Annotated in this window: 15 protein-coding genes; 7 read left to right on the top strand and 8 right to left on the bottom strand. The window is 65.5% G+C overall.

Features of this window, described 5'->3' with window-relative positions; all coding sequences use genetic code 11:
* Nucleotides 1-507: 507 nt before the first annotated feature.
* The 3 genes from ACZ47F_RS09920 to ACZ47F_RS09910 are packed head-to-tail and all read right to left on the bottom strand — an operon-like array spanning nt 508 to nt 2342.
* On the bottom strand, nt 508-990 hold the full coding sequence (locus ACZ47F_RS09920; protein ID WP_464924557.1) for a DUF192 domain-containing protein: 483 nt from the start codon (nt 988-990) through the stop codon (nt 508-510).
* A gap of 9 nt (nt 991-999) precedes the next feature.
* Nucleotides 1000-1500: a 2-C-methyl-D-erythritol 2,4-cyclodiphosphate synthase gene (gene ispF / locus ACZ47F_RS09915; RefSeq protein ID WP_464924556.1), complete on the bottom strand. Its 501-nt coding sequence runs from the start codon at nt 1498-1500 to the stop codon at nt 1000-1002.
* Nucleotides 1497-2342, bottom strand: a complete 846-nt coding sequence (locus ACZ47F_RS09910) for an IspD/TarI family cytidylyltransferase (RefSeq protein WP_464926619.1) — start codon at nt 2340-2342, stop codon at nt 1497-1499. Before ACZ47F_RS09910 ends, ispF begins: the two co-directional genes overlap by 4 nt.
* Nucleotides 2343-2385: 43 nt before the next feature.
* Here ACZ47F_RS09910 and mfd point away from each other — a divergent pair, with 43 nt between their 5' ends.
* Both mfd and serB read left to right on the top strand, forming a co-directional pair.
* On the top strand, nt 2386-5880 hold the full coding sequence (gene mfd / locus ACZ47F_RS09905; RefSeq protein ID WP_464924555.1) for a transcription-repair coupling factor: 3495 nt from the start codon (nt 2386-2388) through the stop codon (nt 5878-5880).
* A gap of 47 nt (nt 5881-5927) precedes the next feature.
* Nucleotides 5928-6782, top strand: a complete 855-nt coding sequence (gene serB / locus ACZ47F_RS09900; RefSeq protein WP_464924554.1) for a phosphoserine phosphatase SerB — start codon at nt 5928-5930, stop codon at nt 6780-6782.
* Between the two features lie 12 nt (nt 6783-6794).
* Here serB and ACZ47F_RS09895 read toward each other — a convergent pair whose 3' ends face one another.
* On the bottom strand, nt 6795-7334 hold the full coding sequence (locus ACZ47F_RS09895) for a glycine zipper 2TM domain-containing protein (RefSeq protein ID WP_464924553.1): 540 nt from the start codon (nt 7332-7334) through the stop codon (nt 6795-6797).
* 68 nt (nt 7335-7402) lie between these two features.
* Nucleotides 7403-8572 (bottom strand): cystathionine beta-lyase, encoded by a 1170-nt coding sequence (locus ACZ47F_RS09890; protein WP_464924552.1) that lies wholly within the window; start codon nt 8570-8572, stop codon nt 7403-7405.
* 367 nt (nt 8573-8939) lie between these two features.
* On the opposite strand from ACZ47F_RS09890, the gene ACZ47F_RS09885 reads away from it, so the two are divergent.
* The 3 genes from ACZ47F_RS09885 (at nt 8940) to ACZ47F_RS09875 (ending at nt 11908) form a co-directional block, all read left to right on the top strand.
* Nucleotides 8940-10277, top strand: coding sequence for a hemolysin family protein (locus tag ACZ47F_RS09885; protein WP_464924551.1), 1338 nt, complete (start codon nt 8940-8942; stop codon nt 10275-10277).
* A gap of 245 nt (nt 10278-10522) precedes the next feature.
* A complete protein-coding gene (locus ACZ47F_RS09880; protein ID WP_464924550.1) occupies nt 10523-11014 on the top strand; it encodes a SixA phosphatase family protein in 492 nt (163 codons plus the stop codon).
* Nucleotides 11015-11110: 96 nt separating this feature from the next.
* Nucleotides 11111-11908, top strand: a complete 798-nt coding sequence (locus ACZ47F_RS09875) for a GNAT family N-acetyltransferase (RefSeq protein WP_464924549.1) — start codon at nt 11111-11113, stop codon at nt 11906-11908.
* Between the two features lie 21 nt (nt 11909-11929).
* Here ACZ47F_RS09875 and fumC read toward each other — a convergent pair whose 3' ends face one another.
* Nucleotides 11930-13354, bottom strand: a complete 1425-nt coding sequence (gene fumC, locus ACZ47F_RS09870; RefSeq protein WP_464924548.1) for a class II fumarate hydratase — start codon at nt 13352-13354, stop codon at nt 11930-11932.
* Nucleotides 13355-13644: 290 nt separating this feature from the next.
* Here fumC and ACZ47F_RS09865 point away from each other — a divergent pair, with 290 nt between their 5' ends.
* Both ACZ47F_RS09865 and ACZ47F_RS09860 read left to right on the top strand, forming a co-directional pair.
* The gene (locus ACZ47F_RS09865; RefSeq protein ID WP_464924547.1) at nt 13645-14028 is read left to right on the top strand and encodes a fluoride efflux transporter FluC; all 384 of its coding nucleotides are present in this window, start codon (nt 13645-13647) and stop codon (nt 14026-14028) included.
* A complete protein-coding gene (locus ACZ47F_RS09860; RefSeq protein ID WP_464924546.1) occupies nt 14025-14348 on the top strand; it encodes a DUF190 domain-containing protein in 324 nt (107 codons plus the stop codon). The genes ACZ47F_RS09865 and ACZ47F_RS09860 overlap by 4 nt, the downstream gene beginning before the upstream one ends.
* 10 nt (nt 14349-14358) lie before the next feature.
* Here the strand turns inward: ACZ47F_RS09860 and ACZ47F_RS09855 are convergent, their stop codons facing one another.
* Together ACZ47F_RS09855 and ACZ47F_RS09850 are read right to left on the bottom strand one after the other, a co-directional pair.
* On the bottom strand, nt 14359-15753 hold the full coding sequence (locus ACZ47F_RS09855; protein WP_464924545.1) for a class I SAM-dependent methyltransferase: 1395 nt from the start codon (nt 15751-15753) through the stop codon (nt 14359-14361).
* A 334-nt stretch (nt 15754-16087) separates the two neighbouring features.
* On the bottom strand, nt 16088-16456 hold the full coding sequence (locus ACZ47F_RS09850; protein WP_464924544.1) for an HIT family protein: 369 nt from the start codon (nt 16454-16456) through the stop codon (nt 16088-16090).
* Nucleotides 16457-16484 lie beyond the last annotated feature (28 nt).

Below are 16484 nucleotides of genomic sequence, written 5' to 3'. Positions count from 1 at the left end.
CGCGCGACGCCCCGCGCCCAGGAGGCGGGCAGACAGCACGCCAAACACCTGCGACCGACGAGTCAGGCGCAGTGTCACGGGAAACGGTTTGCATGGCGAGATTCCTCCTTTGTGGTGCGACCGCCACCAAAGCGACCATGTCGCATCAACGCCATCCCCCCGCAGTTGGCGACAGCCGCGCGTCGCGCAACCGTTTCCAGTTGTAACGACTCTCAGGGCAACACTGAACCCCTGCGCGCTGCGCATCCGGGCTGCGGGCGGTCTGCGGCGCAGCCCTCGCTCGCCTTAGCGACGGCTATTGTCTCGGTGGGCGCCTTGTATCCCATCCCGCAGCATCACAAGGACTGATTCAGTGTTGCCTTAGCAGGCCGTTGAAAAACGTCGCGAGGATGGCCAGATGCAAGGCGCACGGCGCGCAGCGACCGAGACATATCAAATAGATAGGCGAGGCAGCGCGCACCGCGCAACGCCGCAGATGGCCCACCGCAGTAGTTTTTCAACGGCCTGTTAGCGCACCGCAGCCGGCAAGCCGGAAACCCGCGCGCCGGGCCGCACCCCATGCTCGGCAAACCAGTGCAGCGGCATCTCCAGGGCATAGCGCACTTCCCGCTCGGCGCAGTGCACGTCTTCGGTTTGCGGCTGCATATCGGCCAGGTTGACGATGCGCCCGTCTGCCGCGATGAACGCGACCGACAGCGGGATCAGGGTGTTTTTCATCCACATGCACACCCGCTGCGGCTGCGGCCAGACGAACACCATGCCATGATTCGGCGGCAGGCTGCGGCGGTTCATTAGGCCGATGCGCTGCTGCTCCGGCGTGGCTGCGACTTCGGCGCTCAAGGTGTGAGCGCCAACCTGCAGGCGGATTTGCGGCAGCCCGGTATTGACCTCGGACGGTGCGGCCGACGCCGTCGTGGCGGCAGTTAGGGTGAGAACCAAAACCACGAGGCGAAGCAGTGGGGCGTGATGCACAGCGCGTTTGTCGTTCATGGGCCCTCCTCAGCCACGTAGCAGCAGACACACCGCACTGGCGGCGATGCCTTCGCCGCGGCCGACGAAGCCCAGGCGCTCGGTGGTCTTGCCCTTGAGGTTGACCTGCGCGACATCGACCTGCAGCAACTCGGCGATGCGCCGACGGATCGCGTCGCGGTAGGGGGCGAGCCTAGGCGCCTGCGCGATCACGGTGCAATCGACATTGCCCAGCACCCAGCCCTGCTGCGCCACGCTCTGCCATGCCAGACGCAGCAGTTCACCGGAGTCCGCGCCGGCAAAGCGCGCGTCGGTGTCGGGGAAATGTTGGCCGATGTCGCCCAGCCCCGCCGCGCCCAGCAGCGCGTCGGTGATGGCATGCAGCAGCACGTCGGCGTCGGAGTGGCCGAGCAGGCCGAGGGAGTGGGGAATGGTCACACCACCCAGAATGAGCTCGCGGCCGGGCACCAGGACATGGACGTCGAAGCCCTCGCCGATGCGGATCTGTGGGGTCTGTGGGGTCTGTGTCATGGGCGTCCTCCTGATCGCGCGGTCAGCACGGCCTGCGCCAGTTCGAGGTCCTCGGGGTAGGTGATTTTGAAATTGAACGCCGCGCCGGGCACCAGCAGCGGCTGCCAGCCCAGTTGCTCCATCGCCCCGGCTTCGTCGGTGGGTGCGACGCCCGGCTCTAACATGCGCTGGCTGCCGGTTTCCCCCCCCTCCCCTGCCCTCCCCACAAGTGGGAAGGGAGCGAGACTTCCTGCCCTACCGCGTGAGGTGGGGGATGCACCTGCCTCGATCGCTCTTTGCAGCGCCTCGCGCAGCGCGCCGACGCGGAACATCTGCGGCGTCTGCGCCAGCCACCGTCTCTCGCGCGGTTCGGTGTGCGCCACGCGACCGGCGGCGTCTGCGGTCTTTAACGTGTCGGGCAGGGGCAAAGCCAGCAGGCCGCCCACCGGGTCGGCGGCGCAGGCGTCGATCAGGCGGTCGATCAGCTCGGGGGTGATGCAGCAGCGCGCTGCATCATGCACCAGCACCCAGTCGGTCGGCAGCGCGCCAGCGCGCAGCAGGCCGTCCAGCCCCCCCAGCACGCTGTGCGCGCGGGTTGCGCCGCCCAGCGGCAGCAGGGACAGGCGCGGATCGGCCTGCAGACAAGCTGCCGCCAGCGTGTCTGCCGCCTGTACCACCACCGCAACCGAGGTGATGCGCGGGGTACGCAGGAACGCGCGTACCGTGTGCTGCACCACGCAGTCGCCCAGCAGCGTGCGGTATTGCTTGGGCACCTCGCCGGGCAGACGCGCGCCGCTTCCGGCGCAGGGAATCAGGGCATGGCAGCGGAGGGAAAACGCGGAGGAGTTGGGCGGCATTTGCAGCGGCGCATCAGGCGCGGGCGGACTTTGGGCGAAAATTTGAACAATGTCGTCTATTGTCCATGCCCTGCGTGCCCAGGTGCCCGCACTCAAACCCGGTCAGCGTGTGAGCTGGCCGCTGCCTGCCGGAAGCGCCGATGCGCTGTTGATCGCACAACTGTGCGGCAGCGCAGACAATCCGCCCGCGCCGTGGCTGATCGTCACTGCAGAGGCCACCGACGCCCAACGCCTGCTCGACGAACTGCGCTGGTTCGCACCATCGCTGCGCGTGGGCCTGCTGCCCGACTGGGAAACCCTGCCCTACGACAGCTTCTCGCCGCATCAGGACCTGATTTCCGAGCGACTGGCCACGCTATGGGCGATCCACAGCGGGCAGATCGACGTGGTCATCGCCCCGGCCAACACCGCGATCCAACGGCTGGCCCCGCCCGAGTTTCTGGCCGCCTACACCTTCGACTTCCGCCAGGGCGAGGCGCTGGACCAGGCCGCGCTGCGCGCCCAACTGGTGCTGGCCGGCTACAACCATGTCAGTCAGGTGATGGCGCCTGGCGAATACGCGGTGCGCGGCGGGTTGATCGATCTGCACCCGATGGGCTCGTCGGTGCCCTACCGGGTCGATCTGTTCGGCGACACCATCGACTCCATCCAGGCGTTCGACCCCGATACCCAGCGCAGCCTTTATCCGGTCAAGGAAGTGCGGCTGCTGCCTGGACGCGAGTTTCCTCTCGATGAAGCGGCGCAAAAGCGCTTTCGCGCCCGCTGGCGCGAAGTGTTCGAGGGCGACCCGAGCCGCAGCCCGATCTACAAGGACATGGCCAGCGGCGTGGCCGGGCCCGGCATCGAGTATTACCTGCCGCTGTTTTTCGAGCACACCGCCACCCTGCCCGACTATCTCGGCGCAAACGCCCGTGTGGTGCTGCATGGCGACATCCCGGCGGCAATCCGGACATTTTGGACCGACACCGTCGAGCGCCACCGCCTGCTGCAGCACGACCCCGAGCGCCCTGCCCTCGCCCCGGATCAGCTCTATCTCAGCGAAGAAGGGTTTTTCACCCGCATCAAGCCGCTGGCCCAGCTCGCGCTGCGCGCCGGAGCCGAAGCCGCCGAAAACACTGCAACTGGGCCAACCAGCGCCGCCCTTCCCGACCTGTCCGCCGACCGCCGCGCCGCCCGTCCGCTGGCGCGGCTTGCCTCCTGGCTCGACGAAGGCAGACAGCACAACCGGCGCGTGCTGCTGCTGGCCGAATCCGCCGGGCGGCGCGAAACCCTGCGCGAGCTGCTGCAGGAGTCCGGCCTGTCGGCCCAGCCTGCCGAGAGCTGGGACGAATTCGTCCAGGGCACCTCGGGCTTTGCGCTGGCAGTCGGCCCGCTGGCGCGCGGCTTTGTGCTGCCTGTCGACCGTCTCGCGGTGCTCACCGAAACCGAGCTGTTCGCGCTCAACCCGGCACAGCGCCGACGGCGCAAGCAGGAGCAAGCAAGCCATGTCGATGCGCTGATCCACGACCTTGCCGAGTTAAAGCCGGGCGATCCCGTGGTACATGCCAACCACGGCATCGGCCGCTATCAGGGTCTGGCCGAGCTCGATCTGGGAGACGGCCCCGCCGAGTTCCTGCATCTGGTCTATGCCAACGACGCGGTGCTGTACGTGCCGGTGTCACAACTGCATCTGATCAGCCGCTACAGCGGCGCAGCGCCTGAGGACGCGCCGCTGCACACCCTGGGTTCGGGCCAGTGGGACAAGGCCAGGCGCAAGGCCGCCGAGCAGGTGCGCGACGCCGCAGCCGAACTGCTCAATATTTATGCCCGGCGCGCTGCACAGCAGGGCCATGCCTTCCGCTATGTGGCGCAGGACTACGAGGCCTTTGCCGCTAGCTTCGGTTTCGAGGAAACGCCCGATCAAGCCGCAGCCATCCACGCCGTGATCCAGGACATGATCTCGCCCAGGCCGATGGACCGGCTGGTCTGCGGCGACGTGGGCTTTGGTAAAACCGAGGTGGCGCTGCGCGCCGCGTTCGTGGCGGTGATGGGCGGCAAGCAGGTGGCCGTGCTTGCCCCCACCACCCTGCTGGCCGAACAGCATTGCGAGACCTTTCGCAACCGCTTTGCCGACTGGCCGGTGCGCATTGCCGAAATGTCGCGCTTTCGCAGCACCAAGGAGATCAACGCCGCCCTCGATGGCCTGGCCCGCGGCACGGTGGACATCGTCATCGGCACGCACAAGCTGCTGTCGCCCACGGTCAAGTTCGACCGGCTGGGCCTGGTCATCGTCGACGAGGAACACCGCTTCGGCGTGCGCCACAAGGAAGCGCTCAAGGCGCTGCGCGCCTCAGTCGATCTGCTCACGCTGACCGCCACGCCGATTCCACGCACCCTGGGCATGGCGCTCGAAGGGCTGCGCGACCTCAGTGTCATCGCCACCGCACCGCAAAAGCGCCTGGCGATCAAAACCTTCGTGCGCAGCGAAAGCAGTGCGGTAATCCGCGAGGCCATCCTGCGCGAGATCAAGCGCGGCGGGCAGGTGTACTTCTTGCACAACGAAGTCGAAACCATCGACAACCGCAGGCGCCAGCTCGAAGAACTGGTGCCCGAGGCGCGCATCGACATCGCGCACGGCCAGATGCACGAGCGCGATCTGGAGCGGGTGATGCGCGACTTCCACGCCCAGCGCTTCAATATCCTGCTGTGCACCACCATCATCGAGACCGGCATTGATGTGCCCAGCGCCAACACCATCATCATGGCGCGGGCGGACAAATTTGGTCTGGCGCAGCTGCACCAGCTGCGCGGCCGCGTCGGGCGCTCGCACCACCAGGCCTACGCCTACCTGCTGGTGCCCGATGTGCAGAGCCTGACCAAGCAGGCTGCACAACGGCTCGAGGCCATCCAGCAAATGGAGGAGCTGGGCTCGGGTTTCTATCTGGCAATGCACGACCTGGAAATCCGCGGTGCCGGCGAGGTGCTTGGCGAGCAGCAGTCGGGCAATATGCAGGAGATCGGCTTTCAGCTTTACAACGACATGCTAGCCGAAGCGGTGAAGGCGCTGCGCGCCGGGCGCGAACCCGATCTGCTCAACCCGTTGGGCGTGACCACAGAGATCAACCTGCATGTGCCCGCGCTGCTGCCGCACGACTACTGCCCTGACGTGTATGCCCGGCTGTCGCTCTACAAGCGTCTGGCCAGCGCCACGACCAGCGCACAGCTCGACAGCGTGGCAGAGGAGGTCGTCGATCGCTTCGGCCGCCTGCCGCCCCCGGCGCAGGCGTTGGTGGACACGCACCGCCTGCGGCTGCTCGCGCAAGCCTACGGCATCACCAAGATCGACGCCGCTGAAGAAGTGGCCATTCTGCAGTTTCGCAGCAACGCCCCGGTGGATGCGGCGCGCATCATCGACCTGATCCAGAAAAACCGTCATATCAAGCTCGCCAGCAACGACCGTCTGCGCATCGAACGCCCCACCCGCGACGCCGTGCAGCGCGTGCAACTCATCCGCGACACCCTCAGGCAACTCGGCACGCCACGCACCGAAACCGCTCTGGCCTGAGCCGCCGCGCCCCCCTCCGCTCAGCCCCTCACTCCAACCGATCCGACATGCACCATCTCATCATCCAGCGTCACACCACCGCCCTGTCGCAGCACGATATCGAGCCACTGCGCCAGATCGCAGCGCCGGCCCGCGTCGACCATGCCCACCATGTCGCCTGGCTGCGCGACATTCGTAGCACCGATCCGCAAACACGCCGCGCCATCGACGCCTGCTGCCGCCAACACCAGATCGACTGGGCCATCGTCCCCGACGGGCTGCGTCTGGCTGACTTCAAGCTGCTTGCGATGGACATGGACTCTACGCTGATCAACATCGAGACGGTCGATGAAATCGGCGCGGCCGTGGGCAAGAAAAACGAGATCGCCGCCATCACCGCCGCGGCGATGCGCGGCGAGATCGCAGACTACGCCACCAGTCTGCGCCAGCGCGTGGCGCTGCTTGCGGGCGTGCCGCTGTCCGCGCTTGATGCAATCTACACCGACACCCTGCGCCTGAACCCAGGTGCCGAAAGCCTGCTCGCTGCGGCCAAGGCCGCCGGGCTCAAAACCCTGTTGGTCACCGGCGGCTTCACCCACTTCACCGACCGGCTGAAACAGCGCTTGGGCTTCGACCGAGTGGCCGCCAATGTGCTGGGTGTCAAGGGCGACGCGCTCGACGGCACGGTGGTTGGCACCGTCATCGATGGCCAGGCCAAGAAAAATGCCGTGCTCGCGTTCTGCAGCGATCTGGGCTGCGACCCCGGCGAGGTGCTGGTGATCGGCGATGGCGCCAACGATCTGCCGATGATGCAGGCGGTGGGCTTCAGCGTGGCCTATCACGCCAAGCCCAGAGTGCGCGAAGCCGCCACCGCCGCGATCGACTTCGGCGGGCTCGACAGCCTGCTGCGCTGGTTCGAATGAGGTCAGACAGAATTACGGCAAGCCCACGGCCGGGTATTGCGACCCCGCCATCGCCCCCACCGCAGCGCCGAGCGCGGCGGCTGCGGTCTTGCCGTTGCCATTACCCAGACGCGAACCAACCAGTCCGCCCACCACGCCGCCGATCACTGTGCCGGGCGTGATCGGCGTGCTGTCGGGATTGGCCGCGTTTGCCCCGATCACCGCGCCCAGCGCCGCGCCGGTGGCGGCCATCGCGGTGCGGCCGTTGCCCGAGCCGAAACGCGAGCCGATCAGACCGCCAGCCACCGCACCCAGCGCGGCAGCGGGCAAGGCAGATTGCGCAACCGGCGGCGGGGTATAGGAAGGCTGCGGCGCAGCGCGGTAACCGCTGTCATACCTGGCAAATGGAGCGTAACCCGGTTGCTGATCACTCGGCTGCGGATAGACCGGCTGTTGGTACACCGGCTGCTGCGGGACCGTATACGCGGTGGAATAAGACGGTGGTACCGCCGCGCAGCCACCCAGTAGCGACAGCAGCACCGCAGCGTTCAACAACAGACCGGACCGAGACATGATGACACTCTCCGAAGTTGGATGACGTCGGTTCAACGCACCACCGCCCGGGTTTGCCGACAGCCCATTCAAAATGCCGCCTGCATGGCCTGCTGCAGGTCGGCGATCAGATCCTGCGCATCCTCCAGCCCAATGGCCAGGCGCACCAGAGCGCCCTTGTGTGGCCACTGCCCCGCTGGACGCATCGCCCGCACGTCATAAGGCATCGCCAGACTGACCGGCCCGCCCCAGGAATAGCCGATCTTGAACAGCCTCAGAGCATCGACGAAGGCATCGATCTGCGTCGGCGAGTAGCGGGCGTCAAACACCACACTGAACAACCCGGCCGCCGCGGTGCAGTCGCGCTGCCAGTAAGCATGCCCGGGGCTGCCGGGCAAGGCCGGGTGCAGCACCTGCGCCACCTGCGGCTGTGTCTGCAGCCAGGTGGCGATGCGGCGGGCCGCAGCGTCGTGCGCCGCATAGCGCAGTTCCAGGCTGTGCAGGCCGCGCAGCACCTTGGCGCAGTCATCACCGCACACGCCCAGTCCCAGTCGCATGTGGGTGAACAGCAGTTGTTCATGCAGCGCCGGGTCGCGTGTGGTCACGCTACCCATCAGCATGTCCGCCCCGCCGCTCTGGTACTTGGTCAGCGCCTGCATGACCATGTCGATACCAAGCTCGAAAGGCTGCAGCGCAATGCCCGCTGCCCAGGTCGCGTCGATCGCGGTGTACACACCGCGTGCCTTGGCCACGGCCACCAGGGCGCGCAGATCGGGCATTTCCATGGTGACCGATCCCGGCGCTTCCAGCCACATCAGGCGAGTGCTCGGGGTCAATAGCGCTGCAACCTGCTCCGCGGTGGCCAGCGGGGAGTACAGGCTGTGGCTGACGCCCCACCGGGCCAGCACGCGCTCGACGAACTCGCGCCCCGGGCCATAGGCATTGGCTGGCAGCAGCACATGATCGCCCTGCCCCAGCAGCGCCTGATCGATCAGGGTGATCGCCGACAGCCCCGAGGGGCAGAGGATGCAGTGCTTGCCACCGTCCAGACTGGCCAGCCGCTCCTCGAGAGCGAAGGTCGTGGGCGTGCCATGCAGACCATAGGTGTAACCGCTCTTGCTGCGCCAGTCGCGCGCGCGCATCGCCGCGACGCTGGGAAACAGCACGGTGGAGGCATGGTGCACCCCGGGCTCGACCGCGCAAAACCCCGGCGGCGGCTGGTAGGGATGGTGCTGCAGCCGTGTCGCCAAGTGTTGCATGTGTGAGGACGACTGAGGATTTTGGTCTAATCGGGGCTGTTCTCGACTCGACATGGAATGGGCTCCGTGGCTTTCTGGTTTGAAGATCGCTGGGCTGCGCAGGGGAATACTGAACCTCAACCGGCAGACCCGCGCACAGCATAGGCCGAACGCCACCCCCGTTCCGATCCCTCTCCTTGGACCCAGACCCTGAACCTTGGTTGCCCGGCATCGCAGCCTGTGCAACAACCGTCCACTTTGATGCGCCGCCACGGCGCATCGTCAGTCCTGCCTTTTTTCGTTTGTGCTGCTTCGCGCGGCAACGTCTGCCGGCCGGCAGACACGCCAGCGCGTTCTGCCATGTTCCGCTGACCCTGGAGTGCGCGTCATGGAAGTGCTGATCCTGTTCGGGCTGATCGTGCTCAACGGGCTGTTCGCCATGTCGGAGATCGCGCTGGTCACCGCGCGTCGGGCACGGCTGGCAGCCCTGGCCGAGGCGGGCAACGACAACGCGCGCACTGCGCTGGCCCTGTCGGAGCAGCCCACACGGTTGCTGTCGACGGTACAGATCGGCATCACCTCGATCAGTGTGCTCAACGGCATTCTGGGCGAGGCCGCGTTTTCAGAAACCGTCGCCAACTGGCTGATCTCGCTGGGGATGTTGCCCCGGTTCGCCGCAGTCACGGCCACGGCCATTGTGGTGGTGGCCATCACTTACGCCTCCATCGTAATCGGCGAGCTGGTGCCCAAGCGGCTCGGGCAGCTCGCGCCCGAACGTATCGCCATGGTGACCGCGCGGCCCATGACCTGGATCGCCCGCGCCGCGTCGCCCTTCGTCAAACTGTTGTCGATCTCCACCGATCTATTGCTCACTGTGCTGCGGGTGCGCCATGATTCGATGCCGCAGATGACCGAAGCCGAAATCAACGAGGTGCTCGAGGAAGGCTCGGACGCCGGAGTGATCGAGGAACAGGAGCACGAAATGGTGCGCAATGTGTTCCGTCTGGACGACCGGCAGATCGCCTCGCTGATGACGCCGCGCAATGAGATCGAGTATCTCGATGTCGAACAGCCACTGGCGGAAAACCTCAACAAGATTGCGCAGTCCACGCATTCGCGCTTTCCTCTGGTGCGGCGCGGGCTCGAGGAGGTGATCGGGCTGGTTTCGACCAAGGAGCTGCTCGGCCGATTCATCCGCCGCGAGGGTATCGACGATCTGAGCAAGGCGGCCACCCCCGCGACCTTCGTGCCCGAGAGTCTCACCGGGCTGGAGTTGCTGCAGACCTTTCGCCAGAGCCCGGAACACACTGCGCTGGTGATCGACGAGTACGGCCAGACCATGGGCATTGTTACGGTTCAGGACCTAATGGAGGCGATCGCTGGGGAGTTCAAATCGCACCCGTCCGAGGAGCCTTGGGCGATCCAGCGCGAAGATGGCTCCTGGCTGATGGATGGGCTCATCACCGTGGACGATCTCAAGACCCGATTGAATCTCACGCATCTGCCCGACGAGGACAAGCGCCGCTACAACACCCTCTCGGGCATGCTGATGCTGCTGCTGGCACGCCTGCCGGTCACCGGCGACATCGTGCACTGGGACGGCTGGACCTTCGAGATCGTCGACATGGACGGCAAGCGCATCGACAAGGTGCTGGTCCAGCGCAAACCCGAAGAGCCAGCGGACGAGTTCTCCCAGTCTGCCGAAGACTACGACGCGCGGTCCTGAGCCGCGCCCTGCCTGCGCCTCGCACGCAGCGGGAGGCCGCCTTCATGCTGCACACCGCCCCGGGGTTGTCTCCCGGTTTCAGCCTGATCGTGCTGGACTTGGCGCTGGTGCGTCTGACTGCACTCGGGCCCCATCGGGCTAAACCGGGCCGCAAGACGACTGCTTCAGTGTGGTTTACAAAATGAGGACATATCGGCCATGTATTCTTGCGCACTGTCGAATTCACTCGAACGATGCCCTCTGAGATGCCGAATTTCCATGTGGTTTTCTGGCGCCACGCCGAGGCGGAAGATGCACCGGGTTCTGCCCAGGGCGATGATGTCGATCTGCGCCGCAACCTCACCAAGCAGGGGCGACGCGACGCCGCGCAGGTGGCAGGCTGGATCAAGTCGCACCTGCCCAAGCCGTGGACCGTACTCACCAGTCCGGCCTCCCGCGCACGCCAGACCGCGCAGCATCTGAGCGACTACCCGGTCAACGAGCCGCGGCTGCGCCCGGATGCCGAGCTGAGCGAGCTGCTGTCGGTGGTGTCGGAATTCCCGCGAGAGGGCAGCGCACTGATCCTCGTGGGCCATCAACCACTGCTCGGACGCGCTGGCCTTTACTGGATCACCGGCTGCGATCAGGCGTTTTCGCTGCGTAAGAGCGGGCTGCTGTGGGCAACCGAGCGAGAGCGCGAAACCGGCATTCAGCGCAGCCTGCGGGCGTGCATTTGTGCTGACCTGCTCAGCGATTGAGCGGCAGACGCGCTGTCACATCAAATTCACACAACCGTCACCGAAGCGTCACGCCGCCTGCCTATCTTCTTCATCCAACCAGATGAAGGAGACCTCATGTTCGATGACGAACTGATCGCACGGCTGTCGGCAAGCCGCCCTGTTCACCTGCCCGGCAGCGCAACCGCTGCGCCGCATCCCGGGTACGATCTCAGCGTGGCCTGGGCCCGGCATGGCGACGAAGTGCGCGAAGCACAGCGCCTGCGCTACAAGGTGTTCGCCGAGGAAATGGGCGCACAGATCAAGACGCCCGAGCCCGGTCTGGACATCGATCTGTTCGATCCCTACTGCGATCACCTGCTGGTGCGCGACACCGAAGGCAGGTTGATCGGCACGTATCGTGCCCTGCCACCGCACCAGGCCCGGCGCTTGGGCACGCTCTACACCGAAACCGAATTCGATCTGACCCGGCTGTACCACCTCAAGCCGCGTCTGCTGGAAATTGGCAGATCCTGCGTGCACCGCGACTACCGCAGCGGCGCGGTCATTCTCGCGCTCTGGAGCGGCATTGCCGGCTACATGCAGCGCCACAGACTCGATGCACTCATCGGCTGTGCCAGCGTCTCGATACACTGCGGCGGCCACACCGCAGCCAGCCTGTGGGCCCGCCTGCAGCGCAGCCACCTGGCAGCGATCGAGGATAGGGTCCACCCCCGCCTGCCGCTGCCGATCCACCGCCTGCGCCAGGATCTCGCGGTCGAACCCTCGGCGCTGCTCAAGGGTTACCTGCGCGTGGGTGCCAAGGTCTGCGGTGCGCCCGCCTGGGATCCGGACTTCGGCGTGGCCGACTTCCCGGTGCTGCTGCGCCTGAGCCAGGTCAACCCACGCTACGCTCGGCACTTCCTCGGCGCTTGAGTGCGGGCCCGACGCTCGGCGTCAGCTCCTCCCCACCATATCCTGCGGTCGTACCCAGCGGTCGAAGTCTTCCGCGCTGACCCAGCCCGAGGCCAGCGCGGCCTCGCGCAAGGTCATACCGCCGTGGTGTGCGACCTTGGCAATGGCGGCGGCGCGGTCGTAGCCGATGTGCGGCGTCAGCGCGGTCACCAGCATCAGCGAGCGCTGCATCAGCTCGTTGATGCGTTCTCGGTTCGGCTCGATGCCGCGCGCCAGGTGGCGATCGAAACTCGCCATCGCATCGGCCAGCAATCGCAGACTCTGCAGCAGGTTGTGTGCGATCAGCGGCTTGAACACGTTGAGCTCGAAATTGCCCGAAGCCCCGCCGATGTTGATCGCCACATCGTTGCCGAACACCTGCGCGCACACCATGGTCAGCGCCTCGCATTGCGTGGGGTTGACCTTGCCGGGCATGATGGAACTTCCGGGTTCGTTTTCAGGGATGCGGATCTCGCCCAGGCCGCTGCGCGGTCCCGAGGCCATCCAGCGGATGTCGTTGGCAATCTTCATCAGCGCCGCCGCCAGCGTTTTGAGTGCGCCGTGCAGAAACACCAGCGCCTCGTGCCCGGCCAGAGCGGCGAACTTGTTGTCGGCGCTGGTAAAGGGCAGCCCAGTCTGGCGGGCCAGTTCTGCGGCGACGCGCGCGCCGAATGAGGGATGGGTGTTGAGTCCAGTGCCCACGGCGGTGCCGCCCACCGCCAGGGCATAGACCGGATTGAGCGCCGCGTCGATCGCTCGACGCGCCAGATCGAGCTGTGCCACATAACCCGAGAATTCCTGCCCCAGCGTCAGCGGCGTGGCGTCCTGCAGATGGGTACGACCGATTTTCACGATATCGGCAAACGCATCGGCCTTGGTCTGCAGCGTGGTGCGCAGCGCAATCAGCGCAGGCAGCAGGTCCTGCACGGTCTGCGCTGCCGCGGCCACATGCATGGCGGTGGGGAAAATGTCGTTGGACGACTGCCCCATGTTGACCTGATCGTTGGGGTGGACGATGCGCTGTGTGCCGACTCCGCCACCCAGCAGCACCGAGGCGCGGTTGGCCAGCACCTCGTTCATATTCATATTGGTCTGCGTGCCCGAGCCGGTCTGCCAGACCGCCAGCGGAAACTCGTCGGGATAGCGGTCGGCGATCACTTCGTCGGCGGCCTCGATGATCGCCTGCGCGGTGCGCAGGTCGAGCTTGCCCAGCTCCGCGTTGACCCCCGCGCAGGCACGCTTGACTAGCGCCAGAGCGCGGATGAGCTCGCGCGGCATACGCTCAGTAGAAATGGCGAAATGCTGCAGCGAGCGCTGCGTCTGCGCGCCCCACAGATGCCCCTCAGATACTTCGATCGGGCCGAAGGAATCGGTTTCGATGCGCATGCCCTCAGAGACCTGCGACACATGGCTGGTTTCGGTCTTCATTGGCGTCTCCGGTTGGGATTTGCATGGTTGTAGCCCCATCGCGCCGATCTTGCCACAGGCAGAACGGTTTTTCGCGGCGCGGCACTGCCTTTGCGCGATGCCAAGCTGGCGATCTTCCATGCGCCGTTTGAGGTTCCATACCGCCAAGCGCTTGACCCGCCCGCAGCAAACTCCTAGACTGAAGCGCCCTACGGGGGCAGTTCTTCTTGTCTGCTCGCCCTGTCGGACGGGGCTGCTCCGTGAGCAGGCCCGGCCTGCTCACCCGGTCGGCACACCGTTTGCTCCCCAGCATGACTTATCTGTTCATCGCCATTTTCGCTGTCATCGGTGCGTTTGCCCGTTACGGGCAGACCTGGCTCGTGCAAGGCATGTTCGGCCGCACGTTTCCGTTTGCCACGCTGTCGATCAATGTGCTCGGCTCCTTCCTGATGGGCTTGTTGTTTTTTGGCGTGCTCGAACGCCTGAACCTCAGCTCCGAACTGCGCACCGGCATCCTAAGCGGCGGGCTTGGCGCCTACACCACGTTTTCGACCTTTTCCCTGGAATCGCTGCTCCTGCTCGAAAACGGCGAACTGGTCAAGGCAGGGATCTACATCGTGGCCTCGGTCGTGCTGTCGATCGGCGCAGCCATCCTCGGCGCGCACCTGGTACGCAGCATCGGAGTTTCGACATGAGCAGGCAAGCGGTCACCATGGTGCGCGTCTACATTCGCGAGGGCGACAAAGCCGGCGGCCACGATCTGATGCGAACCATCTTCAAGCTGCTGCACGACGAATACCGGGTGCGCGGCGTGACTGTGTTTCGCGGGGTTGCTGGCTTTGGCAGCAAGGGCGAAGTCCAGGCCGACGATCTGCTGCGCCTGAACGTGCACCTGCCCCTAGTGATCGAATTTTTCGACACTCCAAGCGTGGTCGACGCCGTACTACCGCGCATCGCAGCCATGCTGCCGCCCGGACATCTCGTCCACTGGCCTGCGCAGTGCGCCGACGCCTGACCGCGCGTTCCTACAGCGCCTGAGCAGTGCTTACCTGCGTTGCGGCGGCTGCCACAGGCTCTGCCTGCTGCGGGTCGCGCTGGTCGGCGCCTGCCGCCGCCCGAAGCAGACTCGTCTGACCGGCGTATTGATACGCCCGGTTGAACGGGTAGTCGCACTGCCGCGCGCGCAGCGCGTGCGCCTCGTCGAAGCGGTCTTCGACCACGCCGTTGGGGCGACTGCCGAGGATCTGGAACAGCGAGATCCAGCCCTGCTCGAAGCCCATCGCCGAGCCGGCAAGATACAGGCGGTAGGCGCGCAGAGTTTTCTCGGCGCGATCGCCAAGCACCCTGCGCGCCTCGTCTGCTTGCGCCTCGAGGGCATCGACCCAGTGCCAGAGCGTCTTGGCGTAGTGCGGGCGCAGGCATTCGAAGTCCAACGGTTCGAGCCCGCCGCGGGTCATGGCGTCGGCCATCACGCTGACATGGACGAGTTGCCCACCGGGGAAAATATATTTTTCGATGAAGTCGCCCATGCCGCCGGCAAGCTGGCTGTTGTCTACCCCACCGGCGGTGATGCCGTGGTTCATCACTAAGCCGCCGGGCCGCAGCAGGCGGCGGATTTTGGCGAAATACAGCGGTAGGTTCGGACGGCCGACATGCTCGCACATCCCGACCGAGGCCACTTTGTCAAATGGTTGCGATTCGTCGACATCGCGGTAGTCGAGCAGCAGCATCTTGACCCGTCCCTGCAGGCCCTTTTGCTCGATCAACCGGTTGACGTAGGCAAACTGGTTTTTGGACAGCGTAATGCCGGTGGCCTGCACCCCATAGTGCTCGGCGGCCCAGAGCAGCAGGCCGCCCCAGCCGGCGCCGATGTCGATGAAGCGCTCACCTGGCTTGAGCATCAGCTTGGTGCAAATGTGTTCGAGCTTGGCCTGCTGTGCCTGCGCCAGGGTCATCGCCGGGTCGGCAAAGTAGGCGCAGGAATACACCCGCCGCGGGTCGAGCCAGAGGGCGTAAAAATCATCCGAGACGTCATAGTGGTGCTGGATTTGTGCAGCGTCCTTCTCGCGGCTGTGGTGCGTGTGTTCCCACAGCGTGCGGCGCAGGCCACGCCACAGCCGCGCGGTAGCCGCGGAGGGCAGGTTGCGCGGATCGTCGTCGAGCAGTCTGGGAGCGATGCGCATCAGGTCGCGCAGATTGCCCAGGATGTCCACCAACCCTTCGACATAGTCTTCCGCCAGCTTGCCGATCTGTCCCGTGACGATATGCCAGAGCGCCCGCTTGTCTCGCAGGCGCATCTCGACCTGCGCGTTGCTCGGTCCTACACGCGCGCCGTCGGGCAGGACCACGCTGCAGGCCAGAGGAAGCCGGGACAGACGCGCATCGACCTGCCCCAGAATGGACGGGGGAATGGAAGCCATGCTGATCTCCTTTCAAAAGCGAACACCGCTGCCCAGGTGGGCGGATGAGGCAGTCGTCAAGGGAACTTGTCGCGCAGCGGTCTGGCACCGACGAGGCGGGCAGGCACGCTCGAACACTGTGGATGAGCCCATCCGCACCCCCTTTCCGGACGATATGCAGCGCAGCCATCGAGCCGAATGGAAGTGAACATCCAAGGCCAAACCCATTCTGGACATTGAACAGCGACCTTCTTCGCCGTTTTTCCAGCCCCAATTTAGACCATGAATATGACAGGGTCAATGCGCCCCATCCGTGGGCTTACAACCGAATACAAACTGCGTACGGCGATGGAGATCAGTATTTCTGCCGCGCGGGAATGACGCCGCGCACCCCGCCGAGCGGATCGTCCATGTCGCCGGCATAGCGGGGAATGAGGTGCAGATGCACATGAAAGATGCTCTGCCCCGCCGCCTTGCCGCAATTGACACCGAGGTTGAAACCATCCGGGCGGCGCTCGCACAGCAGCAGTGCGCGGCCCTCTGCAGCGAGCGCGAGCAGGGCCTGCTGTTCTTGCGGGGTGCAGTCGAACCAGTCGGCCACATGCCGATGAGGGATCAGGAGCAGGTGCCCAGGGTTCACCGGCGTGCGGTCGTACACCGCAAAAGCCAATTCGTTGCGCAGCACCCAGGGCATGTCCTGGCAGAATGGACATGGCGTTGCCATCGCTGTGCTCATTTCACACCACGGAGAT

This window comes from Thiomonas islandica, assembly GCF_055383445.1.
This window is presented reverse-complemented; position numbering and strand designations above follow the sequence as displayed.